The sequence below is a fragment of the Streptomyces harbinensis genome, assembly GCF_900116145.1.
Taxonomy (GTDB): Bacteria; Actinomycetota; Actinomycetes; order Streptomycetales; family Streptomycetaceae; genus Streptomyces; species Streptomyces carpaticus.
Map to the genome: position 1 here is coordinate 295,115 of NZ_FPAB01000007.1, position 26,952 is coordinate 322,066.

29 protein-coding genes are annotated in these 26,952 nt (G+C 74.2%); 19 read left to right on the plus strand and 10 right to left on the minus strand.

Annotated features, from left to right (window positions below; translation table 11 throughout):
* Window positions 1–172: 172 nt before the first annotated feature.
* The 9 genes from BM385_RS20625 to BM385_RS20665 all read left to right on the plus strand — a co-directional run bounded on the left by BM385_RS20625 (window position 173) and on the right by BM385_RS20665 (window position 6,848).
* Window positions 173–682: a hypothetical protein gene (locus BM385_RS20625; protein ID WP_175543053.1), complete on the plus strand. Its 510-nt coding sequence runs from the start codon at window positions 173–175 to the stop codon at window positions 680–682.
* Entirely contained in the window at window positions 679–1,098 is a 420-nt protein-coding gene (locus tag BM385_RS20630) for a transcriptional regulator (RefSeq protein ID WP_093843959.1), read from the plus strand. Before BM385_RS20625 ends, BM385_RS20630 begins: the two co-directional genes overlap by 4 nt.
* Complete coding sequence (locus BM385_RS20635; protein ID WP_093843960.1) at window positions 1,095–2,075, plus strand: ABC transporter ATP-binding protein; 981 nt, start codon at window positions 1,095–1,097, stop codon at window positions 2,073–2,075. Before BM385_RS20630 ends, BM385_RS20635 begins: the two co-directional genes overlap by 4 nt.
* Window positions 2,072–3,019 carry an ABC transporter permease gene (locus BM385_RS20640; RefSeq protein WP_019435322.1) on the plus strand — a complete coding sequence of 316 codons (948 nt, stop codon included), beginning with the start codon at window positions 2,072–2,074 and terminating at the stop codon, window positions 3,017–3,019. Before BM385_RS20635 ends, BM385_RS20640 begins: the two co-directional genes overlap by 4 nt.
* Window positions 3,020–3,259: 240 nt before the next feature.
* On the plus strand, window positions 3,260–4,480 hold the full coding sequence (locus BM385_RS20645) for a helix-turn-helix domain-containing protein (protein WP_019435323.1): 1,221 nt from the start codon (window positions 3,260–3,262) through the stop codon (window positions 4,478–4,480).
* 113 nt (window positions 4,481–4,593) lie between these two features.
* Window positions 4,594–5,109, plus strand: a complete 516-nt coding sequence (locus BM385_RS27305) for a hypothetical protein (protein ID WP_158687244.1) — start codon at window positions 4,594–4,596, stop codon at window positions 5,107–5,109.
* Entirely contained in the window at window positions 5,106–5,351 is a 246-nt protein-coding gene (locus tag BM385_RS27310) for a hypothetical protein (RefSeq protein WP_093843961.1), read from the plus strand. The genes BM385_RS27305 and BM385_RS27310 overlap by 4 nt, the downstream gene beginning before the upstream one ends.
* Window positions 5,348–5,731: a hypothetical protein gene (locus BM385_RS20660; protein ID WP_093843962.1), complete on the plus strand. Its 384-nt coding sequence runs from the start codon at window positions 5,348–5,350 to the stop codon at window positions 5,729–5,731. The genes BM385_RS27310 and BM385_RS20660 overlap by 4 nt, the downstream gene beginning before the upstream one ends.
* 115 nt (window positions 5,732–5,846) lie before the next feature.
* Window positions 5,847–6,848 (plus strand): alpha/beta hydrolase, encoded by a 1,002-nt coding sequence (locus BM385_RS20665; RefSeq protein WP_093843963.1) that lies wholly within the window; start codon window positions 5,847–5,849, stop codon window positions 6,846–6,848.
* A 64-nt stretch (window positions 6,849–6,912) separates the two neighbouring features.
* Here BM385_RS20665 and BM385_RS20670 read toward each other — a convergent pair whose 3' ends face one another.
* A complete protein-coding gene (locus BM385_RS20670; protein ID WP_093843964.1) occupies window positions 6,913–7,146 on the minus strand; it encodes a hypothetical protein in 234 nt (77 codons plus the stop codon).
* A 103-nt stretch (window positions 7,147–7,249) separates the two neighbouring features.
* Window positions 7,250–8,188 (minus strand): zinc-binding dehydrogenase, encoded by a 939-nt coding sequence (locus BM385_RS20675; protein WP_093843965.1) that lies wholly within the window; start codon window positions 8,186–8,188, stop codon window positions 7,250–7,252.
* A gap of 93 nt (window positions 8,189–8,281) precedes the next feature.
* Here BM385_RS20675 and BM385_RS20680 point away from each other — a divergent pair, with 93 nt between their 5' ends.
* Together BM385_RS20680 and BM385_RS20685 are read left to right on the plus strand one after the other, a co-directional pair.
* Window positions 8,282–8,926 carry a TetR/AcrR family transcriptional regulator gene (locus tag BM385_RS20680; protein WP_093843966.1) on the plus strand — a complete coding sequence of 215 codons (645 nt, stop codon included), beginning with the start codon at window positions 8,282–8,284 and terminating at the stop codon, window positions 8,924–8,926.
* A gap of 146 nt (window positions 8,927–9,072) precedes the next feature.
* Entirely contained in the window at window positions 9,073–9,930 is an 858-nt protein-coding gene (locus BM385_RS20685; RefSeq protein WP_093843967.1) for a Bax inhibitor-1/YccA family protein, read from the plus strand.
* Window positions 9,931–10,022: 92 nt separating this feature from the next.
* Here the strand turns inward: BM385_RS20685 and BM385_RS20690 are convergent, their stop codons facing one another.
* From BM385_RS20690 to BM385_RS20715, 6 genes are all read right to left on the minus strand, one after another.
* Window positions 10,023–10,340: a hypothetical protein gene (locus tag BM385_RS20690; protein WP_019435332.1), complete on the minus strand. Its 318-nt coding sequence runs from the start codon at window positions 10,338–10,340 to the stop codon at window positions 10,023–10,025.
* A 26-nt stretch (window positions 10,341–10,366) separates the two neighbouring features.
* On the minus strand, window positions 10,367–10,840 hold the full coding sequence (locus tag BM385_RS20695) for a carboxymuconolactone decarboxylase family protein (protein WP_093843968.1): 474 nt from the start codon (window positions 10,838–10,840) through the stop codon (window positions 10,367–10,369).
* A 186-nt stretch (window positions 10,841–11,026) separates the two neighbouring features.
* Complete coding sequence (locus tag BM385_RS20700; protein ID WP_019435334.1) at window positions 11,027–11,341, minus strand: nuclear transport factor 2 family protein; 315 nt, start codon at window positions 11,339–11,341, stop codon at window positions 11,027–11,029.
* Window positions 11,342–11,414: 73 nt separating this feature from the next.
* A complete protein-coding gene (locus BM385_RS20705) occupies window positions 11,415–12,287 on the minus strand; it encodes a hypothetical protein (protein ID WP_019435335.1) in 873 nt (290 codons plus the stop codon).
* Window positions 12,288–12,540: 253 nt separating this feature from the next.
* Window positions 12,541–13,761, minus strand: coding sequence for an acetyl-CoA C-acetyltransferase (locus BM385_RS20710; protein WP_026047708.1), 1,221 nt, complete (start codon window positions 13,759–13,761; stop codon window positions 12,541–12,543).
* Window positions 13,762–13,845: 84 nt separating this feature from the next.
* Window positions 13,846–15,006, minus strand: a complete 1,161-nt coding sequence (locus tag BM385_RS20715) for an SGNH/GDSL hydrolase family protein (RefSeq protein WP_093843969.1) — start codon at window positions 15,004–15,006, stop codon at window positions 13,846–13,848.
* Window positions 15,007–15,213: 207 nt separating this feature from the next.
* On the opposite strand from BM385_RS20715, the gene BM385_RS20720 reads away from it, so the two are divergent.
* The gene (locus BM385_RS20720) at window positions 15,214–16,611 is read left to right on the plus strand and encodes a cystathionine beta-synthase (protein WP_019435338.1); all 1,398 of its coding nucleotides are present in this window, start codon (window positions 15,214–15,216) and stop codon (window positions 16,609–16,611) included.
* Window positions 16,612–16,872: 261 nt separating this feature from the next.
* On the opposite strand, the gene BM385_RS20725 is transcribed toward BM385_RS20720, so the two are convergent.
* Window positions 16,873–17,283 (minus strand): hypothetical protein, encoded by a 411-nt coding sequence (locus BM385_RS20725; RefSeq protein ID WP_093843970.1) that lies wholly within the window; start codon window positions 17,281–17,283, stop codon window positions 16,873–16,875.
* 81 nt (window positions 17,284–17,364) lie between these two features.
* Between BM385_RS20725 and BM385_RS20730 the strand changes: the two genes are divergently transcribed.
* Complete coding sequence (locus tag BM385_RS20730; protein WP_093843971.1) at window positions 17,365–18,252, plus strand: MurR/RpiR family transcriptional regulator; 888 nt, start codon at window positions 17,365–17,367, stop codon at window positions 18,250–18,252.
* Between the two features lie 20 nt (window positions 18,253–18,272).
* Here BM385_RS20730 and BM385_RS20735 read toward each other — a convergent pair whose 3' ends face one another.
* A complete protein-coding gene (locus BM385_RS20735; protein ID WP_093843972.1) occupies window positions 18,273–19,637 on the minus strand; it encodes a type III PLP-dependent enzyme domain-containing protein in 1,365 nt (454 codons plus the stop codon).
* A 109-nt stretch (window positions 19,638–19,746) separates the two neighbouring features.
* On the opposite strand from BM385_RS20735, the gene hutU reads away from it, so the two are divergent.
* The 6 genes from hutU to BM385_RS20765 form a co-directional block, all read left to right on the plus strand.
* A complete protein-coding gene (hutU, locus tag BM385_RS20740; protein WP_093843973.1) occupies window positions 19,747–21,408 on the plus strand; it encodes a urocanate hydratase in 1,662 nt (553 codons plus the stop codon).
* 145 nt (window positions 21,409–21,553) lie between these two features.
* A complete protein-coding gene (locus BM385_RS20745) occupies window positions 21,554–22,741 on the plus strand; it encodes an allantoate amidohydrolase (RefSeq protein WP_019435343.1) in 1,188 nt (395 codons plus the stop codon).
* Window positions 22,732–24,084 carry a formimidoylglutamate deiminase gene (locus BM385_RS20750; RefSeq protein WP_175543054.1) on the plus strand — a complete coding sequence of 451 codons (1,353 nt, stop codon included), beginning with the start codon at window positions 22,732–22,734 and terminating at the stop codon, window positions 24,082–24,084. Before BM385_RS20745 ends, BM385_RS20750 begins: the two co-directional genes overlap by 10 nt.
* A 17-nt stretch (window positions 24,085–24,101) precedes the next feature.
* Complete coding sequence (gene hutI, locus BM385_RS20755; RefSeq protein WP_093843974.1) at window positions 24,102–25,280, plus strand: imidazolonepropionase; 1,179 nt, start codon at window positions 24,102–24,104, stop codon at window positions 25,278–25,280.
* Window positions 25,281–25,330: 50 nt separating this feature from the next.
* The gene (locus tag BM385_RS20760) at window positions 25,331–26,623 is read left to right on the plus strand and encodes an MFS transporter (RefSeq protein WP_175543055.1); all 1,293 of its coding nucleotides are present in this window, start codon (window positions 25,331–25,333) and stop codon (window positions 26,621–26,623) included.
* Window positions 26,624–26,659: 36 nt separating this feature from the next.
* On the plus strand, window positions 26,660–26,952 hold a 293-nt coding region (locus BM385_RS20765), incomplete at its 3' end, for a transposase (RefSeq protein WP_139275215.1).

The following is a 26,952-nucleotide window of genomic DNA, read 5'->3' on the forward strand; positions in this document are numbered from 1 at the left end:
TGCCGTTCCGTCGCGCCCTTCACTTGCCCGACGGGAAAGTCAACGGTAGCTTTCCTGGTGGGAAAGTGGAGCGGGCTGCCGAGGTACCCGGCCGCCGCGCGCCCGTACCGGCCCCTGCCCCGCTGCCCGCACCGTTCCGTACCAGCACGACCACCACGGGAGGGCGACGGCCGTGAGCACACCGGTGGACGCCGAACAGGCCTGGACCGATCTCCAGCGCATCAGAGTGACGCAGGAGCGCGTGTACGACGAGGTGGAACGGGGCGCGTCCGGCGGCCCCGGCTCCGCCTACCTCACCGCCGCCCTCATGTGGCTCTTCCTGGCCGGGCAGGGCCTGGAACCGCCGCTGTGGGGCAGCCTGCTCGCCCTCGCCGGCTATCTCGTCCTGCTCGGCGCGCTCGGCGTCTCCGAGCACCGCAGGAGCCGGATGCGGCTCCACCACTCCCGCTACGACGGGCGGTCGCTCGTCATGTTCCTCGGCGGCGCGACGGTGACCGGCGCGACGGTCGTACTCTCCGGCCGGCTGGTCGAGCCGCTGGCGCCGCTGACGGCCGGACTGATCCAGGCCACCGTCTCGGCGGGCGTGTTCCTGCTGTTCCTGGGACCGGCCACCCGCTGGTCCGTGGGTGCCCTGCGCACCCGCGGCGCGCGCCGCGCGGCCCGCGAGGAGGCGGCCCGATGAGCACCCCCAGCGGCTTCGACGAGCTGATCCACCCCGCCACCCGGCTGTCGGTGGTGGCGCTCCTCGCCTCCACCGAATGGGCCGACTTCGGCTTCATCCGCGACAGCCTCTCGCTCAGCGACTCCGCGCTCTCCAAGCAGCTGCACACCCTGGAGGACGCCGGCTACCTGGACCTCCGCAAGGAGAGCAGCGGCCGGAAGCGGCGCACGCGCGTCCGGCTCACCGAACGGGGCCGCACCGCGTTCGACGGGCATGTGGCGGCCCTGCGCGCCATCGTCGAGGGCGCGGCCGGTCCGGCGGCGGTGACGGGACTCGGGACGGGAACGGCAACGGGACCCGGGACGGACGCGGACCGGGCCGGCGCCGCCGCGGCACCGGCCGCCGTGGCCCCGGCCGGAGCGGAGGCGGGCCGATGAACAGCGCCGACACCGCACAGCACGCCGCACCGCACCCCGCACCGCCCGTCGTCCGGGCCCGCGGACTGACCATGACGTACGGCGACACCCCCGTCCTGCACGGTGTCGACCTGGACATCCAGCGCGGCGAGGTCTTCGCCCTGCTCGGCCCCAACGGCGCGGGCAAGACCACCACCGTCGAGATCCTGGAGGGCTTCCGGCGCCGCTCCGGAGGCGAGGTCAGCGTCCTGGGCACCGACCCGGCCCACGGCGACGACACCTGGCGGGGCCGCATCGGCCTGGTCCTCCAGTCCTGGCGCGATCACCGCCGCTGGCGGGTCGCCGAACTGCTGCACCACTTCGCCACGTACTACCCCGACCCGCGCGACCCCGCCGAACTGCTCGCCGTGGTCGGTCTCACCGGCCAGGCCGGCCGGCTGGTGGAACGGCTCTCCGGCGGCCAGCGGCGGCGCCTCGACGTGGCCCTCGGCATCGTCGGGCGCCCCGAACTCCTTTTCCTGGACGAGCCGACCACCGGCTTCGACCCGCAGGCCCGGCACGAGTTCCACCTCCTGGTCGAACGGCTGGCCCGCGACGAAGGCGTCACCGTCCTGCTCACCACGCACGACCTGGCCGAGGCCGAACGGCTCGCCGACCGCATCGCGATGCTCGTCGGCGGCCGGGTCCGCGCCGTCGGCACCCCCGCCGAACTCGCCCGGCGCGCCGCCGCCCGGGCCGAGGTCCGCTGGACGGACCGCGACGGCACGCCGCGCCGCGAACGCACCGCCGACCCCTCGCGGCTGGTGTGGGAACTCCACCGGGACGCGGCAGGACCGATCCCCGGCCTCGAAGTCCGCCGGCCCACCCTGGAGGACACCTACCTGCACATGGTGCACGCGGCGGACCGGGCGGACCGGGAAGGCGACGGCCACGACCCCGCCACGGGCGAGCACGGGAACGGCGACGAGAACGAGAGCGCGGAGGTACGGAGCGCATGACAGCGACGGACGGAACCGGCACCGCGCGCCCGGCCCCCGGCACGGACGGACCCGCCCCGCAGCACGGCGGCCCCCGGCCCCCGCACCGCCCCGCACGCCGTTACTGGCGGGCCGGTCTGCTGCGCGGGCGCATCGAACTCGGCCAGCTGCTGCGCAACCCCAAGGAGATGTCCGGCCATCTCGCCAACGTGGTCGTCGCCCTGCTGCTCGCCTCCTGGATCAGCGGCGACGTCCCCGACACCGAGACCCCGATGGCGCACCTGGTTCTCGCGGGCTTCGCCGCGTACCTGCTGTTCCAGATCGGGCTGCTCAACCTGCCGCAGATGCTCGTCACCGAGCGCGAGGAAGGCACCCTGCTGCGGCTGCGCGCCACCCCCGGCGGCATCCCGGCGTACCTCATCGCCAAGTCGGTGCTGATCGTCGTGGTGGCGGTCGGCACCCTGGTTCTGCTGCTGGCCGGTACGGCCCTGCTGGCGGACGGGCCGCTGCCGAGGGACCCGGCCGGGTGGCTGACGCTGCTGTGGGTGACGACGCTGGGCCTGCTCGCCGTCGTCCCGCTGGGCGCGGCGCTGGGCGCCGTACTGCCGAACCCGCGTGAGGCGCTGGCGCTGATCGTGCTGCCCGTGATGGCGCTGCTGTTCACCTCCGGCGCGATCTTCCCGATCACCTCACTGCCGGGGCCGGTGCAACAGGTGGCGTCGGTGTTCCCGCTCAAGTGGATGGCGCAGGGCCTGCGTTCGGCCCTGCTGCCGGACGCCGCGCGGATCGCGGAGCCCAGCGGTTCGTGGGAACTGCCCATGGTGGCCCTGGTACTGGCGGCGTGGGCGGTCGCCGGATTCCTCCTGGCCATCCCGCTGCTGCGCCGCGCGGCCCGCCGCGAATCCGGCTCCCGCCTCTCCGCGCGCCACCACAAGGCCGCGATGAACGGCGCGTTCCCCGCGTAGCCCCACCCCCGCCGGACGCGCGGACGGCGGATCCGCCACGGGGGCGGCCCGGACGGGTGTCCGGGCCGCCCCCGTGCGGGTGAACCCGGACGCCCCGTCCGCCCCCGGGCGCGCGGCGAACGGTGCCCGAACGCCGCAGCGGTCGGCCCCCCGTGCCCAAAGCACGGAAAACCGACCGCTGTTGCCCCGGCTGAGCCCGGAGTACCGTCTGAATGTCCAGTTCAGAGGGGAGAGTTCATTATGCCCGAAAGCAGCGACAACCGGTACGACGCCGCGATCGGTCAGCGTATCCAGGCGATCCGCCTGCAACGCGGACTGACCCAGCAGGGCCTCGCCCAGCGGGCCCACGTCTCCTACAGCTCCATCACCAAGGTCGAGTCGGGCCACCGTGCCGCCACACCGACCCTCACGGCCGCCTGCGCCCGGGCTCTGCGCGTTCCGGTGACCGACCTGACCGGCCAGCCGTACTTCGACGCACTCAAGCGGGATCAGATGGAGGAGCTGATCCAGCCGATCCGGCACGCCATCGCCAATCCCATGCTGCCGGTGGGCGAGGTCTCGCCCCGGGACCCCGAGGCGATCCGCGCCGACGTCGTCTACCTGGACGAGGCCCGGTTGCGCGGCCAGTACATGGAGATCGGCACCATCGCCCCCGCGCTCATCGACGAACTGCTGCACCTGGCGCACACCACACCGGAGGGCCGCGAGCGCGAAAAGATCCACGGCACGCTCGCGCACACGTACCGCATGGCCCACGCGTTCGTCTACAAGCTCGGATTCCTCGACCTCGCCCTGCTCGCCCTCGACCGCATGGAGCAGGCCGCTTCCCTTGGCCCGGACCCGTATCTGGCGGTCGTCGTGTGCCACTACCGCAGCAACTACTTCCTGCACCACGGCGCCTACGACATCGGCCTGCGCGAGATCGCCACGATGGAGGAATCGCTCACGGACCCGGTGCGACGCGGGGACCCGCGAGCGCTCTCCCTGATGGGGACCATGCACCTCAAGGCAGCCGTGATGCACTCCCGGCGCAGGCGGCCCACCTCGACCACCGACGTCGCCGAACGCATCGGCGAGGCCCGCGAACTGGCCGGCCGCCTAGCCGATCAGCCCGACCCGTACGGCCTCACCTTCGACCGGCCCAACGTGGAGATCCACGCCACCTCCACCAAGATCGACCTCGGCGACGTGGGGGGCGCGGCGGAACACGGTGAGCAGCTGAGGCTCCCCGGCGGGTGGGCACTCAACCGCTCCGGCCACCACCACATGGACATGGCACGGGCCTACGAAAAGCTCGGCCGCCCCACCGACGCGCTCCAGTCACTCATGGCGGCCAAGGTGGCCGCCCCGGTGCAGACCCGCTACCACCCGACCACCCGCGAAACGGTCCTGGCACTGCTGCGGCGCCACCGCACCCCGTCCCGCGAACTGTCCGGCTACGCCCGGTGGGTCGGCGTGTAGCAGCACGGGCACTCACGGAAGGGCTCCGGCTTTCACAGAGAGTGGAAAGCCGGAGCCCTTCCGATTCGGCACAGTGCTGACGGTCAGCGATCGTCACGTCACAGGAGCCGCACATGAACGCTTATCGGAGCTGGATTCCGCACGCGGGGGAGGGGATCCGGCTGGTGCCGTGCGGGCGGTGGTGGGATGCCGTTCAGGTTCCCCGGCTGCGGTGGCGTGATCTCGCGGAGGAAGCGCCGGGGAACGGCGTGCTGGAGGACCGGTCCGACGACGTGCTCACCTGGCTGCTGCCCGTCGGCGCGGCGGCCGGGTGGGGGCGGGGCGGGGTGCGGGTGCTGGGGCGCGGGTACCACCTGCCGATGCCGCCGGGGGAGTGGCGCACCGGGTGGTGGCTCACCTGGCGCACCCCGCCGCGCGGGACCGGCCTCACCGATCCCGCCGTCCTGCGCGCCCTGCTGGCCGACCTGCCGGTGCGGTGCGACCGCTGCCACCAGCTCGCCGCCCCCGCCGCGACGATCACCGGTGCCGCCCCGGGCGGCGGCACGGTCACGGTGACCACCTGCCAGCGGTGCGCGGACACCATGACGGCCGTGCTGCGCGCCGCCGCCGCCCGGGGGACGGGCCGGTGAACGACGCCCGCACCATCACCGGCGTGTGCCGCGCGGCGAGCGCGGGCAGCGGCCCCGGCTGGTGGCACTGGACCTGTCCGGGGCCCGGCGCCACGCGCGTCACCGCCACCTACACGCTGCTCAGCGACTGCGCCTGCCCCTGCCACACGGTGGCGGGCCAGGCGCGGCTGCCCGAGGTGCCGGGTCCGTACCGTTCGCTCGTGCCGCACGACCGGCACCGTCCCGGCGAGGACGCGCCGTGAGCCGGCCGCGCCGCGCCGTCCGGGCGGGGTTCGGGCGGTCCGGGACGGTGAACGGCTGGTGGGAGCGCGGCGTCTGCGGCGGCTGCGGCGCCCGGGACCGTCCCGTCACCTGGGTCGGCCCACCGGCGCAGGGCGGCCCGTACCGGCCGGTCCTGGTGTGCGCCGGCTGTCTGCCGGACGTCCGCCTCATACCGGAGCCGGGGCCCGCTCCGGCGACCCGGCGCACCACCGGGACGACGGGCAGCGTTCCCGCGTACCGGCTGCCGCGAGCCCCGGACGACGAGGCCGTACGGGCCCTGCGCTGGGCGGTCGGCGGCTGCGTGGCGCTGCTGCCGCTGCTGGCGGCGGCGCTGGCCGTCACGCTGTGGCGCACGGTGTGACGTACGGGAGATCGCGGGACGGACGGGGTTTCGCCGCGCGCGGACCTGCGCACTCGGGGGGTCGACAGCCCGCACGCGGGCAGCCGCTGTTCCCTCGTACGCAAAGGAAGGCATCATGACCGCCGTCATCCCCCCGCCCGTCACCCCGTACCTGGAACCCGCCGCCCGGGAGCTGGCCGAGGCGACCGATCCGCATCCGCGCATCTACGAGGTCCCGCCGGAGCGCGGGCGCGAGATCCTGCTCGGACTCCAGAGCGGCGAGGACGTGCCCCGGCCCGAGGTGGACGAGGAGTGGGTGACCGTGGACGCCGGTGAGTGGGGGCAGGTCCGCACCCGGATCATCAGGCCCCGGGGCGTCACGGGACCGCTGCCCGTCGTCTTCTACATCCACGGCGCCGGCTGGGTGTTCGGCGACGACAAGACGCACGACCGCCTGTTCCGCGAGCTGACGGTCGGCGCCGGGGCGGCGGGCGTGTTCCCCGTGTACGACCGCGCGCCGGAGGCGAAGTACCCGACGCAGGTGGAGCAGAACTACGCGGTGGGCCGGTGGCTGGCCGAGCACGGCGACGAGCACGGTCTGGACGTCAGCCGGGTCGCGGTGACCGGGGAGTCGGTCGGCGGCTGCATGGCGACGGTCTTCGCGCTCATGAACAAGGAGCGCGGCGGCCTGGACATCTCGGCGCAGGTGCTCCTCTACCCCGTGACCGACGCGGACTTCGACACCCCTTCCTACATCCAGTTCGCGGAGGGCTACTACCTCACGCGGGACGGCATGAAGTGGTTCTGGGACCAGTACTCCGAACCGTCCCAGCGCACCGAGGTGTTCGCCGCGCCGCTGCGGGCCGACGTCGACCGGTTGAAGGGCATGCCGAAGACGCTGCTCATCACCGATGAGGCGGACGTGCTGCGGGATGAGGGCGAGAAGTACGCGAACAAGCTGCGGGAGGCGGGCGTGGACGTCACCGCCGTCCGGGTCGCCGGAATGGTGCACGACTTCCTGCTGCTGGACAGCGTCCGCGACACGAAGGCCGCGAACGTCGCCCGGCATCTGGCGGTGGACGCCCTGCGTGCGGCGCTGCACGACGAGGACGGTGCGGCGGCGTCGCACGACCGCTGATCCGGCGGGCGTTCGCGGTGCGGCCGGGTGCGGGCACGGTGCGGTGAGCGGCGGCGGGCGGGGGTCAGCCCTCGCCCGCCGCACCGTCCCCGTCCGCCTCGCCGTCCCCGTCCTTCCCGGCGGTGCCACCGGCGGTCAGCGCGACCAGCGCGGTCACGATCCCGGCCAGCGCGCCCGCCAGGTGGACGGCGCGGTCGGCGGTGTCCGGGCCGGTCAGCAGGGTCACCACCACGAGCGCGGCGGCCACCGTTCCGGCTGCCGCCGCCACCGCCCGGTTCCGGCCCGGTATCCCCGCCATCACGCCCCCCGCGCCTCAGCTCACGCCCCGTGTTCCCCAGGGATACCCGCAGAGATACCCGCGCGCCCGCGCGCCAGTCCCCTGCGCCGGGCGGGCGCGGCGCTCAGCGCACGTCCAGGACCGCCTTCCCCGGCACCTCGCCCGCCGCGAGGGCGGCGGCGGCCTCGGGGGTGCGGGACCAGGGGTCGCGCCGGCCGATCTGGGTGTCCAGCGCGCCGCGTGCCGTGAGAGCGGCCAGCCAGGTCAGGTCGTCGGCCAGCCCGTCGTGGTCGTCCAGCAGGTAGAAGGTCTCGATCGACCGGCCGGTGCCCAGCGGGCCGAGGAGCGCCTCGTACGGGAGGACGGCGTCCGCGTTGCCGGTGTGGCCCATCGCCACCAGCGTCCCGTGCCGGCCCAGCGCGCCGAACGCCGCCACCAGGTGGTCGCCGCCCACCGTGTCGATGACGCCGTGGACGGGCGCGTCCAGCCGGTCGCGGATGCCCGCCGCGCCGTACACCACCTCGTCCGCGCCCAGCGAGCGCAGCAGCGCCTCCTTGCCCGGGTCGGTGGTGGTGGCGACGACATGGGCGCCCGCCCGGCGCGCCAGCTGCACGGTGAACCGGCCGACCCCGCCGCCCGCGCCCGTCACCAGGACCCGGCGGCCGAGAACCGGCCCGAGCCTGCGCAGGCCGCGCAGCGCGGAGCCCGCCGCCACCGGGAGCGTGCTGATGGCGCCCGGGTCGGCGTCGGCGGGGACGGTGCCGAGCAGCGCGGTGTCCACGGCGCGCAGCCGGGCCCAGGCGCCGTCCGGGGCGAGGCTCACCACGGGGGTTCCGGCGGCCGGGCCCGAGCCGTCGGCGGCGGGGCGTACCACCGTTCCGGCCGCGTCCCAGCCGGGGACGGTGCCGGGGGCGCCGTGGCGCAGGCCGTGCAGCACCTCGCCGTGGTTGAGGGAGTAGGCGGTGACCTCGATGAGCGCCTGGTGCGGTGCCGGCTCGGGGTCGGGGACGTCGTTCAGGGTGAGCCGGGAAGGGGCGTCGGGGTCGATGGTCCAGGCGTGCACGGTGGTCTCCCTCGTCGTCGGCGCAGAAATGCCGGTCGCTGGCATCTGCGGGTTGCCAGCATATGACGTGTCCTCACCGAGTACACTTGCCCCGTGACCGAGACCGGCCTGACGCTGCGCGAGCGCAAGAAACTCCGGACCCGGCGTGCCCTGGTGGAAGAGGCCCTGCGGCTGTTCAGCGAACAGGGGTTCGCCGAGACGACGCTCGACGAGCTGGTCGACTCGGTCGAGGTCTCGCAGCGGACCTTCTTCCGCAACTTCACGTCCAAGGAGGACGTCGCCCTCGCCCCCGAGCGCGAACTGTGGGCCGCCTACACCGCCGACATCGAGAGCCGGCCGGCCGACGGGCTCGCCCTGGCCGACTTCCAGGAGATCCTGTTCACCGCCGTGGCCGGCATGGCCGAGGGCTGGGAGCGGCGTTTCGTGGTCAGCCGCGCCCTGTGCGACCGCACCCCCGCGCTGGTGGCGTCCAGCCTGGAGCACTGCGCCCAGGTCACCGACCGCGTGGTGGGCCGGCTCGCCCGGGGCGACCGCGACCGGGAACTCCTCCTGAGACTGACGTTCGAGCTGATGCTGTCCGCCTGGCGCTGGGCGCTGAGACAGTGGTCGGCCGCGTACGAGGACGGCGCGGGCCCCGGTCGTGAGGAGCTGTACGAGCGGATGCGCACCGCCTTCGCCACCATCCCCCGGGTGGCCGCGCTGACGGGCTCTCAGGCCCGCATCGGCCTGGCCGGGTGACAATCGGGACACAGAGTGCGGCACGCGGCCCCGGTGGGAACCTTCTCGCCCCTTTCCAGCGTTATGACGGGTGCACTAGCGTGCGGTCTTTGCGAACGCATTACCCTGATACGCAAGGCCGTGCCGTGCGGCCATGGAGGAGTGAGATGAGGAGCAGCAACCCGGTCTTCACGCGTCGGGGGTTCAGTCGGGACGGCGGCTACGCCGGCTTCAACGCCGGACCGCAGCCGCAGACCGGGACTCCGTACGCGGGCAGCCCGAGCAACCCCTACGCGCAGCCAGGCAACCCCTATGCGCAGCCCCAGGTGGGCCCCGACGGCAGTGTGATGGCGCCGGGCGCCACCCGTCCGGGTGTGATGACGATCGACTCGGTCGTCTCGCGTACCGCCCTGACTCTCGGCACGGTCATCGTCGCGGCGGCCGTTGCCTGGATCACCGACCTGCCCATCGGCGCCGGTATCCTCTTCGCCCTCGTCGGCATGGGGCTCGGCCTGTGGCAGTCCTTCAAGCGCGAGGCCTCGCCCGCGCTGATCCTGTCGTACGCGGTGGCCGAGGGTCTGTTCCTCGGTGTCATCAGCAACTACATCAACCAGTGGGCGCCCGGCGCCGCGATGCAGGCCGTGCTCGGCACGATGGCGGTCTTCGCCGGTGTGCTGTTCATGTACAAGCAGCGCATCATCCGGGTGAACGCACGCTTCACCAAGTTCGTGATGGCCGCCGCGATCGGCTTCACGCTGCTCATGGCGGTCAACCTGATCGTCGCCCTGATCGGCGGCGGTGACGGTCTGGGTCTGCGCTCCGGTGGCTTCGGCATCCTGTTCGGTGTCGTCGGCATCGTGCTCGGCGCCTGCTTCCTGGCGCTCGACTTCAAGATGGTCGAGGACGGCATCGCCTACGGTGCCCCCGAGAAGGAGTCCTGGCTGGCCGCGTTCGGTCTGACCATGACCCTGGTGTGGATCTACCTGGAGTTCCTGCGGCTGATCGCCATCCTCCAGGGCGACTGAGCGGGCGCCGGGTAACGGCTTCACGACGGAGGGCCCCACGGGACGCGTGTCCTGTGGGGCCCTCCGTCACGTGCCGCCGCCTGTCGGGCCGGTCAGCCGGCGGGCCGCAGCAGGGTCAGTGCGGCGGCCACGGCAGCCGGGTCGGGGTGGTCGCGCAGGGCCCGCACCAGGTCGTGGCCCGCGACGGCCACCTGGTCGCCGACCGCGAACAGGCCGGCGTCCGGCATGGTCAGCGGCTCGGCCCCGGGCCGCTCGATGAGCTGCGCCCGGCGGGCCAGCTCCCGGGCCAGGGCCAGGCCCTCGGCTGCGGCCCCCTGTCTCAGCCGGCTCTCCGCCAGCCCCCGCAGCCGGTCGGCCCGTTCCTCGACCGCTTCTTCCAGGGCCGTCAGCCGCTCGTCGCTCTCGTGCACGGCCCCGACTCTAGCGAGCGCTCCCGTCAGCCGAACTGGCCCGGGGTGTAGTCGCCGGCGGGCTGCCGTACCAGGACGTTCAGCCGGTTGTAGGCGTTGATGACGGCGATCAGGGACACCAGGGCGGCCAACTGCTCCTCGTCGTAGTGCCGGGCCGCCTCCGCCCAGGCGGCGTCGGTGACGCCGCCGGCCGCGTCCGCGAGCCGGGTGCCCTGCTCGGTCAGTTCCAGGGCGGCGCGCTCGGCCTCGGTGAAGACCGTCGCCTCCCGCCACGCGGCCACCAGGTTCAGCCGCAGCGCGCTCTCGCCGGCGGCGGACGCCTCCTTGGTGTGCATGTCGAGGCAGAAGCCGCAGCCGTTGAGCTGGCTGGCGCGGATCTTCACCAGTTCCTGGGTGGTGGGCGGCAGCCCGGAGTCGGTGAGGGCCTGCCCGGCCGCGTTGAGGTGGCGCAGGGCCTTGGCCCCGACCGTGCTGCCGAAGAGATTCAGGCGGGCGTCCATGGTGTCTCCCGGTGTGCGGAGGTGGTGGGTGCTGACACCTCACTGACACCGGGCGACCGGGGTGTGTGACCGCCCGCGCCGTGGCGTGCGTCACATCCGGGGCGCGGCGGGTGCGTACCGTGGCGGCGGGCCCCGCCCGTGCCCGCCCGGACCGCGTGCCCGGGCGCCCCCGCCCGTCGCTCCCCCTCAGACCTGGCCGGTCTCGAAGCGGGACACCCGGCCGTTGTCCGCCACCTCGAAGCGCCAGGACGTCCGCATCTCGCCCCAGGTGTCGTTGCGGAACCGGACGATCAGGGCGCGTCCGTCCTCCGATTCCGACTCGATGTCCATGTGCCCGCCGGCGTCGAAGATCTCGCGGTCGGTCCACTGGGCGAGGTCGCGTTCCGAGCCGTCGTCGGACATCGTCGCGTCCTCGGTGAGTACGCCGCGGAACGCCTCGCGGTCGCCCGCGTTCACGGCCGCCACGAAGGCGCGTACGGCGGGGTCGGTGAGCATGTCCATGCCTCAAGCCAACACCGGGCCCGGCGGTGCCGCAGCCCGGTGTCGTCCGCCCGGGGGAGGGGCGGGGCGGGGCTCAGGTGGAGACGATGCGGTCGGCCAGGAGGTAGACGCTGTCCTGCCCGCAGGCGAAGGTCAGGGCGTAGGCGCCGGAGACGCCCGAGCCGCCCATCAGGACCGGCGCCTCGCCGTCCCGTACGGCCGCGGCCAGCCGTTCCGCCGTCTCCTGCTGGCTGGGGGACAGGCACAGCGTGGTGCCGTCCTCGAAGAGGTACACGTCCAGGGTGCCCAGCGGCCCGGGGCGGACGTCCGCCAGCGGGGTGCGGGACTCGGCCAGCTGGCTCAGCTGGTCGGTGGTGCGGCGCTGCTGCTCCTCGATGCCGGGCCGCGTGCCGCCCTCGACGGGCTCGCCGGCCAGTGTGTAGCCGGGGTGGGAGGGGTGACGGCGGCGGGCGGCGGCCAGCTCCGCCGACTCGCCCTCCTCGCCGGCCGCCTCGCGCTCGGTGGCCGGCTGCCGCTGCTGCTCGGCCGCGCTGCACAGGTCCTGCTGCCGGGGGACGAACACGGTGCCGTCGCCGCTCTCCTGCCCCGAGTCGCTGAGCAGGTACCGCTCCAGGAGCGCGTCCAGCAGGTCCTCGTCGGCCTCCGCCACCTCGTACTCCAGGCCGCGCCCGGCGAGCAGCGCCCCGGGGCCCTCGCTCTCGCGGGCGTCCTGCTCGGCCCAGAAGGCCCGCGCCTCCGCCAGTTCCCGCTCCCGTTCGTCGGCCAGGGCGTCCGCGACGGCGGCGCGGATCTCCTCGGCCGGTACCGGTCCGCGCGCGGCGGGGAGCTGCGCGCGGCGCAGACTCGTGACCTCGGTACGCAGACCACGGATGGTGTGCAGGGCAGCCGCACTCAGGGCCACGGAGGTGCCTGCGGTCACCAGCAGGATGACGGATATGGCGCTCACTGACTGTCTCCCAGTGCTCTCGGTCCCTGACTTCCTATCTCAGGTTTCCGGGACGCGGCCACGCCGGGCAGGGTGAAACGTCACGAAACGGACAGGACCTCAGTCCCTGGGCCCACCCCGCTCGCTCCGCTGACCTGCGGATTCGCCCGGGATGGCGGCGTGCATCACATCCCGGGCACACTTCGGTATCGCCACCGCGACCCGGCGCGCGAGGGCGCGCGGATCGCGGAAGCGGAACCTCTCTTCTATCACCTCAGTCAAGGCGCTCCAGCACCATGGCCATGCCCTGGCCGCCGCCCACGCACATGGTCTCCAGACCGAACTGCTTGTCATGCCACTGGAGCGAGTTGATGAGCGTGGTGGTGATGCGGGCGCCGGTCATCCCGAACGGGTGACCCACGGCGATGGCGCCGCCATTGACGTTCAGCCGGTCGATGTCGATGCCCAGATCCCGGTAGGAGGGGATGACCTGGGCGGCGAACGCCTCGTTGATCTCCACCAGGTCGATGTCGTCGATGGTCAGCCCGGCGCGGGCCAGCGCCTGCTTGGACGCCTCCACCGGGCCGTAGCCCATGATCTCGGGGGAGAGCGCCGACAGGCCGGTGGAGACGATCCGGGCCAGCGGGGTCACGCCGAGTTCCCGCGCCTTGGTGTCGGACATGATCACCAGCGCCGCGGCGCCGTCGTTGAGCGGGCAGCAGTTGCCCGCCGTGACCAGGCCGTCGGGGCGGAAGGCGGGCTTCAGGCCGCGCACGCCCTCCAGCGTGACGCCGGCGCGCGGGCCGTCGTCCTTGCTGACGACCGTGCCGTCCGGCAGCGTCACGGGGGTGATCTCGCGCTGCCAGAAGCCGTCGGCGATGGCCTTCTCGGCGAGGTTCTGCGAGCGGACGCCGAAGGCGTCCATGTCCTCCTTGGTGACGCCCTTGTACCGGGCGAGGTTCTCGGCGGTCTGGCCCATGGCGATGTAGATGTCGGGCAGCGCGCCGTCCTCGCGCGGGTCGTGCCAGCCGACCCCGCCGTGTTCGGCGCGCTCGGCGGAACGGGCCTGGGCCGGCTCGAACAGCGGGTTGCGGGTGCCGGGCTGGCCGTCGCTGCTGCCGTACGCGAAGCGCGAGACGGTCTCGACGCCGGCGGAGATGAACACATCGCCCTCGCCGGCCTTGATGGCGTGCATCGCCATGCGCGTGGTCTGGAGCGAGGAGGAGCAGTAGCGGGTGACGGTGGCGCCCGGCAGGGTGTCGAGGCCGAGCTGGACGGCGACGACGCGGGCCAGGTTGTGGCCCTGTTCGCCGCCGGGCATGCCGCAGCCGAGCAGCAGGTCGTCGATGTCGGCGGGGTCGAGTTCCGGCACCTTGTCGAGTGCGGCGCGCACGATCCCGGCGGTCAGATCATCGGGCCGCACATCCTTGAGCGAGCCTTTGACGGCCCGCCCGATCGGGGTGCGGGCGGCGGAGACGATCACTGCTTCTGGCATGGAATTCCCTCCGGGTCGAGGTCCATCGGCACGGATGGACACGCCCTCATAAGCTACCGGCAGGTAATGTGCCCGCGTCCAGACCTACGGCGACAACTCCTGCCGCTCCTCGCGGTCCGCGTCCGCGACCCGACCGGTGCTGTCGGTTTCCGGCGCTTTCCGATCCGTTCCTTCCTTTTCCGGGTCGTTCCGGTCCGGGCCGTCCCCCTCCGTACCGTCGCGGTCCGCGCCGTCCGGCTCCGCCGGCTGCGCGGGCAGCTGGCGGCGCCGCCGCCGCTTCAGCAGCGCCCACGGCGAGCGCCGCTCCGCCGACTCCTCCCCGGCCGCGCTCACCTCCGTACCGCCGACCGCCGCCGCCCGGGTCGCCGCCCGCTCCACCGGCAGATAGCCCTCCCTGCGCAGCGGCTCCACCCGCTCCTCCTCCGGCCACACGCCCAGCGCCGCGCACAGCGTGGGCAGCACCGCCATCGCCGCCGTCACATACCCGGCCGCCGAGGGGTGGTAGCGGTCTGGGCCGAACAGCTCCCCGGGACGGGCCGCGAACTCCGGCCCCAGCAGATCCCCCAGCGACACCGTCCGGCCGCCCAGCTCCACCACCGCGATCGTCTGCGCCGCCGCCAGCTGACGGCACAGCCGCCGCGCGATCCAGCGCAGCGGCTGCGCCACCGGCTCCACCGAGCCCAGATCCGGGCAGGTGCCGACGATCACCTGGCAGCCGGCCGTCCGCAGCCGGGCCACCGCGTCGGACAGATGTTTCACCGACTCGGCCGGCGCCATCCGGCCGGTGATGTCGTTGGCGCCGATCATGATCACGCACACATCGGGCGCCGGGGCCCGCCCCGGCTCGGTGAGCAGCATCGACACCTGCCGCTCCAGGTCGTCCGACTTGGCCCCCGACAGCGCCACGTTGTGCAGCTCCACCGGCCGCTCGGAGACCGCCGCGAGACCGGAGGCCAGCAGCGCGCCCGGCGTCTGCGGCGCCCGGTGCACGCCCATCCCGGCCGCCGTCGAGTCGCCGAGCATCGCCAGCCGCCACGGCACCGCCGCCGGCCCGGCGCCCGCGCCCGCCGCGTACTCGGCGCCGTACACGCCGTCCGCCAGCGGCGGCGGGTCCTCCCGGCCGTTGCGCAGCAACTGCCGCCGCGCCAGCTGCACCTCCGTCAGTACCAGACCGACCGCCGCACCGCCCAGCAAGCCGACACCGCCGCCGCCGTACGCCGCCGCCGTCGCGATCCGCCGCGCCACACGCTCTCTGCTGGACATGGGGCCGCCACGCCTCCCGTCTCGTCCGTTCCGTAACGGCCCGCCGGCCGTCCCGTCGTCTTCCGGGTCTCTGGTGTGTTGTCTGCCCAGGGTGCTGGGCCGCGCAACGCGCGTCCACGTCCACGCGCGGGGCAATAGGGTGCACTCAGTGGGTGGACGAACCCGCCCCGTAGATGTGCGGAGACCACAGTGCAGTATCACGAGTCGATGATCGACCTTGTCGGCAACACCCCGCTGCTGAAGCTCACCAGCGTCACGGAGGGCATCCGGGCCACGGTGCTGGCCAAGGTCGAGTACTTCAATCCCGGCGGGTCGGTCAAGGACCGGATCGCCCTGCGGATGATCGAGGCGGCCGAGGAGTCCGGCGAACTGCGCCCCGGCGGCGTGATCGTCGAGCCGACCTCGGGCAACACGGGGGTGGGGCTGGCGATCGTCGCCCAGCGCAAGGGATACCGCTGCATCTTCGTCTGCCCGGACAAGGTCTCCACCGACAAGATCAACGTACTGCGCGCGTACGGGGCGGAGGTGGTGGTCTGCCCGACCGCCGTCGACCCCGAGCACCCCGACTCGTACTACAACGTCTCCGACCGGCTGGTGCGCGAGACGCCCGGCGCCTGGAAGCCCGACCAGTACTCCAACCCCAACAACCCGCTCTCGCACTACGAGAGCACCGGACCAGAGCTGTGGGAGCAGACGGGTGGGAAGATCACCCACTTCGTGGCGGGCGTCGGCACCGGCGGCACCATCAGCGGCACCGGCCGCTATCTGAAGGAGGTCAGCGGCGGCCGGGTGCGGGTGATCGGCGCCGACCCGGAGGGCTCGGTGTACTCCGGCGGCTCCGGGCGTCCGTACCTGGTCGAGGGGGTGGGCGAGGACTTCTGGCCGACCGCGTACGACCGTACGGTGGCGGACGCCATCGTGCCGGTCTCGGACAAGGACTCCTTCCGGATGACGCGGCGGCTGGCCCGCGAGGAGGGGCTGCTGGTGGGCGGCTCCTGCGGCATGGCGGTGGTCGCGGCGCTGGAGACGGCGCGCGGGCTCGGCCCGGACGACGTGGTCGTGGTGCTGCTGCCGGACAGCGGGCGCGGCTATCTGAGCAAGATCTTCAACGACGAGTGGATGGCCGACTACGGCTTCCTGGAGGGCGGCGAGCCGCAGACCCGGGTCGGCGACGTCCTCGGCCGCAAGGAGGGCGGCGAGCTGCCCTCGCTGGTGCACATGCACCCGGAGGAGACGGTCGGCGAGGCGATCGACGTGCTGCGCGAGTACGGCGTGTCGCAGATGCCGGTGGTCAAGCCGGGGGCCGGGCACCCGGATGTGATGGCGGCGGAGATCGTCGGCTCGGTGGTGGAGCGGGAGCTGCTGGACGCCCTGTTCACCGGGCGGGCGGCGCTGGAGGACCCGCTGGAGAAGCACCTGAGCGCGCCGCTGCCGCACGTCGGCTCGGGCGAGCCGGTGGCGGACCTGATGGCGGTGCTGGAGTCGGCGGACGCGGCGGTCGTGCTGGTGGAGGGGAAGCCGACCGGGGTGGTCAGCCGGCAGGACCTGCTGGCGTTCCTCGCGGCACAGCGGCGGCCGGAGAAGTAACCGCCGGCGGGAGATGTCACGACGGCGCGCGGGATATCCGCAACGGATTCCGAAGTGTCACGGCCGGGCAACGCGTCGTTAACACCGCTCCGGCATTGTTCTGGGTGTCGGCACCAAGGACCTCCGGAGCGGCTCCCGGACCTCCCTGGTCGCCCGGACGCGCGGCCCCGACCCGGCCCGTGTCCCCGCGGGGACCGCCGTCGTCCCGCCCCTGGTGTTCTCACCGGGGTGCGGCGGTCCCCGCCAACCTCGTCCCCCGCCTCACGGCGCCTCCGGGCCGGAGCGGCGCAGGGCCATCCCCACGGTGAAGCAGGCGTTGACACCCACGATGCCGCCCCAGCACACCAGCAGGCCGGGCAGGCCCAGATTCACGGCGGCGATCGCCGACAGCGGGATGGCCAGGACGAGCGAGACCGCGGCGAGCCCGAACGCCGCGCCCGGCCCCTCGTACCCCGCGCCCATGCGCGGCGCGCCCTCGGGCCGGCCGCCGCGCGCGACGACCATCTGCTGCTCGGCGACCTGGCGGCGTACCCGCTTGTCGACGGCCGTGTCGATGCGCTGCTCGACCTTCTCCAGAAAGGACACGATCAGCTCCGACTCGTAGGCGTCGCCGAGTTCCTTGCGCGTTTGCACGGCCGCGTCGAGATCGGTGGCCAGCTCCGGGTCGCTCATGGGCGCTACCGTACGCGCGCCACCGGACGGCGGGCAGTGGGGCTAGCCCCACTTCCGGGCGCGCTGCATAGACTGCGGCGGATGAGTGAGGCGAGCGTAAGCGCGGGCGCGCGGCTGCGGGAGCTGTTCGCGGGGCACCGGCTGACTCCGGCTCAGCGGCGCATCGCGCACTGCATGGTGGAGCGGGCCGGGGAGGCGCCGTATCTGTCCAGTGTGGAGCTGGCGCGGCTGGCGGGGGTGAGCCAGCCGTCGGTGACGCGGTTCGCGGTGGCGCTGGGCTTCGACGGCTATCCGGCGCTGCGGCGCGCGCTGCGCGGCCCGCAGCGTCCCGAGCCGGCGGGTGGCGGCGCGGGGACCGGAGCCGGGGCCGGGGACGGCACCGGGGCGGACGCCGGGGGGAACCTGTACCAGCGGGCGGTGGCCGCCGAGATCGCGAATCTGCGCCAGCTGGCGGACACCCTCGCCGACCCCGCGCCGGTGGCGCGCGCCGGGCGGCTGCTGGCCGCGTCCCGGCCGCTGCCGGTCCTGGGGCTGCGGGCGGCGGCGGCGCAGGCGCGCGGGTTCGCGTACTTCGCGGCCAAGGTCCACCCCGAGGTGCGGCTGCTGGACGAGGGCGGCTCGATGCTGGCCGACCGCATCGACGCGGCGGTGGCGGCCGGGGCGAGTGCGCTGCTGTGCTTCGCGCTGCCCCGCCATCCGCGGGAGACGGCGCAGGCGCTGGAGCTGGCCCGGGCTGCGGGGCTGCGGGTGGTGACGGTGGCCGACAGCCCGTTCGCGCCGGTGGTGCATCCGGACGATCTGCTGCTGCCGGCCCCGGTGAGCACCCTGCTCGCCTTCGACACGGTGTGCGCGCCGATGCTGCTGGGCCGGGTGCTGCTGGAGGCGATGTGCGACGCGCTGCCTCAGGCGCCGGCCCGGCTGGAGGCGTTCGACGCCCGGGCGGCGGAGCGGGCGCTGTTCCTGGAGTGAACCGGCGGGGCCGGCGGCGGTCACAGGTCGCCGCCCGCTTCGGCGACCACCTCCGCCAGGGTCTGGGCGCGGCGCAGCACGGTGAAGCCGAGGCGGCCGTCCGGGCCCGGCTCGTAGCCGTGGACGGCGGGGCGGGGGAGCGAGTTGTAGCCGAACGGGGTGGAGAAGTAGTACGCGCCGGTGTCCAGCAGGGCGGCCAGGTCGCCCGGGGCCAGCGGGGGCAGGGCGCGGTCGCGGGCCACCAGGTCGCCGGCGAAGCAGCACGGTCCCGCCACGTCCTGCCGTACCGGGGTGCCGGTCTTGGGGCGGCCCTTGGCGTCGTAGGCGGCCACCCGGATCGGCCAGGCGTCGGGGGCGAAGACGGTGCGGGTGGCGACCTGGGCGCCCGCGTGGGTGACGGCGATGGGCCGGCCGCCCGCCGTTTTGGTGTACTCCACCCGGGTGAGGATCATTCCGGACTTGGCGAGCAGCGACCGGCCGAACTCGGTGACCAGGGCGTAGCGGCCGCCGAAGAGGCCGGGCACCTCGCGGCGCAGCAGGCGGGCGTAGTCGGCGAAGGTGGGGGTGGTGTCGTCGCCGCCGAAGTGGACGGGGAGGCCGCCGCCGATGTCGAGGGTGTCGATCTGCCGGCGGCCGGCGGCGGTGTTGATCTCCTCGGCGAGTTCGTAGGTGGCGCGGACGCCGGCGGCCATCCGTTCCAGGGGGATGCCCTGGGAGCCGGTGTGGCAGTGCAGCCGGGTGAGCCAGGGCCGTTCGGCGAAGGCGCGCAGTACCCAGGCGCGTCCTCCCTCGTCGCGGAGCGGGACGCCGAACTTGGAGGTGGCGGTGGCGGTGCTCATCGCGTCGATGCTGCCGCCGCCCAGCTGGGGGTTGACGCGGATGCCGATCGGGCCGTGGGCGCCGCCGGGGCCGGCTTCGGTGCCGGTGCCGGTGGCGAGGAGTTCGGTGAGGCGGTCCAGTTCCTGCGGGTTGTCGGCGTTGAGGGCGATGCCCTGGCGCAGGGCCGTGCGGAGTTCGGTGCGGGTCTTGGCGGGGGAATCGAGCACGATGCGCGCGGGGTCGAGGCCGGCGGCGTGGGCCAGGGCCAGCTCGCCGGGGCTGGCGACCTCCGCGCCGATGCCGAGGGCGGCGAGGCGGCGCAGCACGGCGGGGAGGGCGGCGGCCTTGACGGCGAAGGTGTGCAGGACGTGCTGGCCGGGCGCGGTGACCTCATCGAAGGCAGCATGGAGGGCGGAAGCACGCTCACGCAGGTCCTGGAGATCGAGGAGGCCGATCAGCGGGTGTTCGTCGTCGAGGAGGTCGTGGGCCACGGCGGCGGCGACGGCCAGGTCGCGGCGCCGGGAGCGGTCGGCGGCCGGGACGGCCGCGGGCGGGACGTCAGGCATACGGCCACATAAGCATGAGCGGGGCGTCGATGGGCAGAACGCTGGATGACTGAAATTATTCAGCGACAGTTGTGGCTGAATATGGATCCTCAGCAGGGAGGCAGGGGCGATGTCAGGACCGCGACCCGTGCGCGCGCCGCGCGGCAGCGAGCTGAGTGCCCGGGGGTGGCAACAGGAAGCCGCGCTGCGCATGCTGCACAACAACCTCGACCCCGAGGTCGCCGAACACCCCGACGACCTGGTCGTCTACGGCGGCACCGGCCGGGCCGCCCGCGACTGGCCCTCCTTCGACGCCCTCACCCGCACCCTGCGCACCCTGCACGACGACGAGACGCTGCTGGTGCAGTCCGGCCGGCCGGTGGGCGTCCTCACCACCCACGAGTGGGCGCCCCGGGTGCTGCTGGCCAACTCCAACCTGGTCGGGGAGTGGGCCACCTGGGAGGAGTTCCGCCGCCTGGAGCAGCTGGGCCTGACCATGTACGGGCAGATGACCGCGGGCTCCTGGATCTACATCGGCACCCAGGGCATCCTCCAGGGCACCTACGAGACCTTCGCCGCCGTCGCCGCCAAACGGTTCGGCGGCACCCTGGCAGGCACCATCACCCTGACGGCGGGCCTGGGCGGCATGGGCGGCGCCCAGCCGCTGGCCGTCACCATGAACGGCGGCGTCGTCATCTGCGTCGACTGCGACCCGCGCGCCATCGCCCGGCGCATCGAGCACGGCTACCTGGATGTCCGCGCCGACTCCCTGGAGGACGCGCTGCGGCAGGCGGAGGAGGCGAAGGCGGCGCGCCGTCCGCTGTCCATCGGCGTACTCGGCAACGCGGCCGAGGCCGTGCCCCGGCTGCTGGCGCTCGGCGCCCCGATCGACATCGTGACCGACCAGACCAGCGCCCACGACCCGCTGGCCTATCTGCCGCTGGGGACCGCGTTCGACGGCATGGCCGAGGAGGCGCGGCGCGACCCGGCCGCCTTCACCGCACGGGCCCGGGAGTCGATGGCCCGGCACGTGGCCGCGATGGTCGGCTTCCAGGACGCCGGGGCCGAGGTCTTCGACTACGGCAACTCGATCCGGGGCGAGGCCCGGCTGGCCGGGTACGAGCGGGCGTTCGACTTCCCTGGGTTCGTGCCCGCCTACATCCGGCCGCTGTTCTGCGAGGGCAAGGGCCCCTTCCGGTGGGCCGCGCTCAGCGGCGACCCGCGCGACATCGCCGCCACCGACCGGGCCGTGCTGGACCTCTTCCCCGAGAACGAGTCGCTGGCCCGCTGGATCCGGCTGGCCGGCGAACGCGTCCGCTTCCAGGGCCTGCCCGCCCGCATCTGCTGGCTCGGCTACGGCGAACGCGACCGGGCCGGGGAGCGCTTCAACGACATGGTCGCCTCCGGGGAACTGGCCGCTCCGGTCGTCATCGGCCGCGACCACCTGGACTGCGGCTCGGTCGCCTCGCCCTACCGGGAGACCGAGGCGATGCGGGACGGCTCCGACGCCATCGCCGACTGGCCGCTGCTCAACGCCATGGTCAACGTCGCCTCCGGCGCCTCCTGGGTCTCCCTGCACCACGGCGGCGGCGTCGGCATGGGCCGCTCACTGCACGCGGGCCAGGTCACGGTCGCGGACGGCACCCGGCTGGCGGGCGAGAAGATCCGGCGGGTGCTGACCAACGACCCGGGCATGGGCGTCATCCGGCACGTGGACGCCGGCTACGAGACGGCGGAACACGTCGCCTCGGCGCGCGGCGTCCGCGTCCCGATGCGGGAGGAGGCCCCGTGAGCGGGGCGGCGGCCGGGCCGCGGCCCGGCCGGGCGCGGGCGGTGGGGGCCGTGCCGGGTGGTGGCGGGCGTGCGGCGGGGGCGGAGGCCAGGGTGTCGGGGCGGAACGGGGAGGACGGATAGCCGTGGCGGACGGATTTCTCTCGTTGTGGCGGGACCTGGAGCCCATCGGGCGGGACGCCGGGTCCGGCGGGTACCGGCGGTTCGCGTGGGGTGGCGCCGACGGGGAGTGCCGGGACTGGTTCCGGGACCAGGCCAGGGCGCGCGGGCTGCGGTACGAGGTGGACCGCAACGGCAACCAGTGGGCCTGGCGCGGCGACCCGGAGCGCGGCGACGCCGTCGTCACCGGCTCGCACCTGGACTCCGTACCGGACGGCGGCGCCTTCGACGGGCCGCTCGGGGTGGTGTCCGCGTTCGCCGCCGTGGACCGGGTGCCGGACGGCGGGCGCCCGCTGGGCATCGTCAACTTCACCGACGAGGAAGGCGCCCGGTTCGGCGTCGCCTGCGTCGGCTCCCGGCTCGCCACCGGCACCCTCACCCCCGAACGCGCCCGCACCCTGCGCGACGCGCAAGGCATCAGCCTGCCGCAGGCCATGGAACGCGCCGGCCGGGACCCGGACGCCATCGGCCCCGACCCCGAACGCCTCGCCCGCATCGGCGCCTTCGTCGAACTCCACATCGAACAGGGCCGCGCCCTGGCCGACACCCCGCACCCGGTCGGCGTCGCCTCCGCCATCTGGCCGCACGGGCGCTGGCGGTTCGACTTCCACGGCGCCGCCAACCACGCCGGCACCACCCGGCTGGAAGACCGCCGCGACCCGATGCTGACCTACGCCACCACCGTGCTCGGCGCCCGCAAGAAGGCCCGGCTGGCGGGCGCGCTGGCCACCTTCGGCAAGGTCGCCGTCGAACCCAACGGCGTCAACGCCATCCCCTCCCTGGTGCGGGGCTGGCTGGACGCCCGCGCCGCCGACCGGCCCACCCTGGACACCGTGGTGGCCGCCATCGAACAGGCCGCCCGCGAACGCGGCGGCCGGGACGGGGTGACGGTCACCGTCACCGAGGAATCCCGCACCGCCCTCGTCGAGTTCGACACCGCGCTGCGCGACCGGCTGGCCGCCCTGCTCACCGAACGGCACGGCGGCGCGCCGCTGCTGCCCACCGGCGCGGGACACGACGCCGGCATCCTGTCCGCCGCCGTGCCCACCGCCATGCTCTACGTGCGCAACCCCACCGGGGTCTCCCACGCACCCGCCGAGCACGCCACCGAGGACGACTGCGAGGCCGGCGTCACCGCCCTCGCCGAGGTACTGGAGGAACTGGTGTGTCGCTGAGCGCGCAGAGCTACTGGGCCGCCCACGCCTGGCTGAACGGCACCGTCCAGGACGGCGTCGTCATCGCCACCGGACCCGACGGCCGGATCACCGAGGTGCGCACCGGCGTGCCCGAACCCCCGATCGGCGCCGTCCCGCTCGGCGGCCTCACCGTCCCCGGGCTCGCCAACGCCCACAGCCACTTCTTCCACCGCGCGCTGCGCTCCGCCGCCCAGATCGGCGGCGGCACCTTCTGGACCTGGCGCGAGGCCATGTACCTGGTCGCCTCCCAGCTCACCCCCGACTCCGCCCACGAACTCGCCCGCGCCGTCTACGCCGAGATGGCGCTGGCCGGCATCACCTGCGTCGGCGAGTTCCACTATGTGCACCACCAGCCCGACGGCACCCCGTACCACCAGCCCAACGCCATGGGCGAGGCCCTGATCGCCGCCGCGGCCGACGCCGGCATCCGCATCACCCTCCTCGACACCTGCTACCTCTCCGCCGGCTTCGGCACCCCGCCCACCGCCCGGCAGCGCCGCTTCAGCGACGGCACCGCCGACGCCTGGGCCGCCCGCGCCGCCGCGCTCACCGCCACCGGCCACGCCCGGATCGGCGCCGCCATCCACTCGGTGCGCGCCGTCCCCGCCACCGCGCTGGGCACCGTCGCCGACTGGGCCCGCGAGCGCAACGCCCCGCTCCACCTCCATCTCTCCGAACAGCCCGCCGAGAACGAGGCCTGCCACCGCGCCCACAGCACCACGCCCACCCGGCTGCTGGCCGACCACGGCATCCTGGGCCCCGGCACCACCGCCGTGCACGCCACCCATCTCACCGACGACGACATCACCCTGCTCGGCGCCACCGGCACCGGTGTGTGCGTGTGCCCCACCACCGAACGCGACCTCGCCGACGGCATCGGCCCGGCCGCCGCCCTGGAGCGCGCCGGCAGCCCGCTGAGCCTGGGCAGCGACAGCCACGCCGTCATCGACATCCTCGAAGAGGCCCGCGCCCTGGAACTGCACGAACGGCTGCGCACCCGCGCCCGCGGCCACTGGACCGCCGCCCAACTGCTGCGCACCGCCTCCGAGGAGGGCCATGCCGCGCTCGGCTGGGCGGACGCCGGCCGTCTCGAACCGGGCTCCCTCGCCGACTTCACCACCGTGGCGCTGGACACCGTCCGCACGGCGGGCCCCGCCCCCGCGCTGGCCACCGAGGCGGTGATCCACTCCGCCACCGCGGCCGACGTCCGGCACACCGTGGTCGGCGGCCGGCACATCGTGCGCGACGGAGTGCACCAGACGGTCCACGACGTGCCGGCCGCGCTCGCCCGCGGCATCCGCGCCCTGAACCACCCCCGCTGACACCCCGAGGGACGACGATGGCCAGCACGGCAATCACCCACATCGGCACGCTCATCACCAACACCCCCTCCCTGGGCCACGGCCCCCTCGGACAACTCCACGACGCGGCCCTCGTCATCGAGGACGACCGCATCGCCTGGATCGGTACCACCAGTCAAACACCCGCCACTGACAGTCACCACGACGCGGGCGGCCGGGCCGTCATCCCCGGCTTCGTGGACGCCCACTCCCATCTGCTGTTCGCCGGCGACCGCACCGCCGAGTTCACCGCCCGCATGTCCGGCCGCCCCTACACCGCAGGCGGCATCCGCTCCACCGTCACCGCCACCCGCCGCGCCACCGACGCGCAGCTCGCCGCCAACCTCACCGCCCACCTCGCCGAGATGCACCGCCAGGGCACCACCACCGTCGAGACCAAATCGGGGTACGGGCTCACCACCGCCGACGAGTCCCGCGCCCTGCGCGTCGCCCGCGCGCACACCCCGGAGACCACCTACCTCGGTGCCCACATCACCGCCCCCGAGTACGCGGACGACCCGGACGGCTACGTCGCCCTCGTCACCGGCCCGATGCTCGACGCCTGCGCGCCGCACGCCCGCTGGATCGACGTGTTCTGCGAGCGCGGCGCGTTCGGCGCGGACGCCGCCCGGACCATCCTGGCCGCCGGCCGGGCCAGGGGCCTGCTGCCGCGCGTGCACGCCAACCAGCTCGGACCGGGCCCCGGCGTCCAGGTCGCCGTCGAGGCGGGCGCCGTCTCCGCCGACCACTGCACCCATCTCACCGACGCCGACATCACCGCGCTCGCCGACGCCGGCACCGTCGCCACCCTGCTCCCCGGCTGCGAGTTCTCCACCCGCTCCCCGTACCCGGACGCCCGCCGGCTGCTGGCCGCCGGCGTCACCGTCGCGCTGGCCACCGACTGCAACCCCGGCTCCTCGTACACCTCCTCCATGCCCTTCTGCCTCGCGGTCGCCGTCCGCGAGATGGGCCTGACCCCCGACGAGGCCCTGTGGTCCGCCACGGCCGGCGGCGCCGCCGCCCTCGCCCGCGACGACATCGGCCACCTCGCCCCGGGCGCCCGCGCCGACCTCGCCGTACTCGACGCCCCCTCCCCGGTGCACCTCGCCTACCGCCCCGGTGTCCCCCTCGTCCACGCGGTATGGCGCGACGGCCGCCCGGTGCCCCCGGCGCCGTAGCGGCGGGCCGCACCCTGGCGCGCCCCGCGCCCCGGTGTCAGGGTGTGCCGGTGAGCGAGAGCACCAGCGCCCCGGCCGCCGCCGACGAGCCGCCCTCGGCCGCCGGAGAGGGACCGCCGGGCGCCGCCCGCGGTGGCTTCGCGCGGCTGTGGGGGGCGTCCACGGCGTCCAACCTCGGGGACGGCGTCACCATGGTCGCCTTCCCCTGGCTGGCCACCACCCTCACCGACGACGCCTTCCTCATCGCCGCCATGGGCGTGGCCCTGCGGCTGCCGTGGCTGCTGTTCTCCCTCCCCGCCGGGGTGCTCGCCGACCGCCTCGACCGGCGGCGGGTCATGGTCACCATGAACGCCGCCCGCGCGCTCGTCATCTGCCTCCTCGGGCTGCTGGTCGCCGCCGACGCGCACTCCCTGCCCGTGCTCTATCTGTGCGCCCTCGCCCTGGGCTTCGCCGAGGTGCTGGTCGACAACACGGCGCAGGTCATCCTGCCCGCGGTCGTCGGCAAGGACGGCCTCGCCCTCGCCAACGGCCGGCTGATGAGCACCCAGATCGTCACCGACGACTTCGTCGGCCGCCCGCTCGGCGGGGTCCTGCTCGGGGTGTCGCTGGCGCTGCCGTTCGCCTTCGGGGCCGGGGCCGCCGCGATCGCCGCCGTCCTGCTGCTCACCCTCCGTGGTACGTACCGGGCCGCCGGGCCCGCGCCCGGGCCGCGCCGCCCGGTGCGTGCGGAGATCGCCGAGGGTGTGCGGTGGCTGTGGGCGCACCCGCCGCTGCGTCCGCTCGCGGTCGCCCTCGCCCTGCTGAACACGGCCGGCGCGGCCGTGCTGGCGATCCAGGTGCTGTACGCCCGCGAGATCCTCGGTCTCGGCTCGCTCGGCTTCGCGGTCTTCACCGCCGCCTCCGGCGTCGGCGGTCTGCTGGGCGGGCTGCTGGCCCACCGCGTCACCCGCCGGATCGGCCGGGTCCGCTCCCTGATGCTGCTGCTCGTCCTCGAGCTGGGGGCGTACGCGGTGGGCGCGGTGTCCTCCAGCGCCCTGCTGGTGGGCGCGGTGGTGGCGGTCGCCGGGTTCGGGGCCGTGCTGTGGAATGTGGTCACCGTGTCGCTGCGCCAGGCGCTCGTCCCGGACGCACTGCTCGGCCGGGTCAACAGCGTCTACCGGCTGCTGGGCTGGGGCTGCCTCCCGGTGGGGATGGTGGTGAGCGGGGCCCTGGTGACGCTGGTGGAGCACGGGGTGGGGCGCGAGGCGGGGCTGCGCACGCCGTTCGTGCTGGCGGCCGTGCTCACCTGCGGCACGTTCTGGTACCTGCGGCGGCACCTCACCGCCCGTACGCTGCCCGGCTAGGGCGTTTCTTTCGGATCACCGGATCGTTGGTCTGGTGTGTCGTTGACTGATGCCCAGTGGGCGAGGATCGAGCCGTTGCTGCCGGATCGGACTCCGAAGCGGGGAGGGCGGTGGCGTGATCACCGTCTGGTGATCGACGCGATCGCGTTCAAGTACCGCACCGGCACGCCGTGGATGGACCTGCCCGAACACTTCGGGTCGTGGAAGGGCGTCCACAACCGACTGCGGAAGTGGGCCGCCGACGGCACGTGGGAGAAGGTCTTCACCGCCCTGCTCGCCCGGGCCGACGCCGAAGGCGACCTCGACTGGGTCGTCGCCGTCGACTCCAC

Bases quoted from the DNA above. Each gene is read 5' to 3' on its own strand.
- BM385_RS27305 (WP_158687244.1), top strand. From the start codon at position 4,594: ATGAACGCTTATCGGAGCTGGATTCCGCACGCGGGGGAGGGGATCCGG.
- BM385_RS20725 (WP_093843970.1), bottom strand. From the start codon at position 17,283: ATGAGCGACCCGGAGCTGGCCACCGATCTCGACGCGGCCGTGCAAACG.
- hutU (WP_093843973.1), top strand. From the start codon at position 19,747: ATGTCAGGACCGCGACCCGTGCGCGCGCCGCGCGGCAGCGAGCTGAGT.
- BM385_RS20685 (WP_093843967.1), top strand. From the start codon at position 9,073: ATGAGGAGCAGCAACCCGGTCTTCACGCGTCGGGGGTTCAGTCGGGAC.
- BM385_RS20700 (WP_019435334.1), bottom strand. From the start codon at position 11,341: ATGGACATGCTCACCGACCCCGCCGTACGCGCCTTCGTGGCGGCCGTG.
- hutI (WP_093843974.1), top strand. From the start codon at position 24,102: ATGGCCAGCACGGCAATCACCCACATCGGCACGCTCATCACCAACACC.
- BM385_RS20695 (WP_093843968.1), bottom strand. From the start codon at position 10,840: ATGGACGCCCGCCTGAATCTCTTCGGCAGCACGGTCGGGGCCAAGGCC.
- BM385_RS20735 (WP_093843972.1), bottom strand. From the start codon at position 19,637: ATGCCTGACGTCCCGCCCGCGGCCGTCCCGGCCGCCGACCGCTCCCGG.
- BM385_RS20645 (WP_019435323.1), top strand. From the start codon at position 3,260: ATGCCCGAAAGCAGCGACAACCGGTACGACGCCGCGATCGGTCAGCGT.
- BM385_RS20640 (WP_019435322.1), top strand. From the start codon at position 2,072: ATGACAGCGACGGACGGAACCGGCACCGCGCGCCCGGCCCCCGGCACG.
- BM385_RS20665 (WP_093843963.1), top strand. From the start codon at position 5,847: ATGACCGCCGTCATCCCCCCGCCCGTCACCCCGTACCTGGAACCCGCC.
- BM385_RS20670 (WP_093843964.1), bottom strand. From the start codon at position 7,146: ATGGCGGGGATACCGGGCCGGAACCGGGCGGTGGCGGCGGCAGCCGGA.
- BM385_RS20730 (WP_093843971.1), top strand. From the start codon at position 17,365: ATGAGTGAGGCGAGCGTAAGCGCGGGCGCGCGGCTGCGGGAGCTGTTC.
- BM385_RS20630 (WP_093843959.1), top strand. From the start codon at position 679: ATGAGCACCCCCAGCGGCTTCGACGAGCTGATCCACCCCGCCACCCGG.
- BM385_RS20635 (WP_093843960.1), top strand. From the start codon at position 1,095: ATGAACAGCGCCGACACCGCACAGCACGCCGCACCGCACCCCGCACCG.
- BM385_RS20710 (WP_026047708.1), bottom strand. From the start codon at position 13,761: ATGCCAGAAGCAGTGATCGTCTCCGCCGCCCGCACCCCGATCGGGCGG.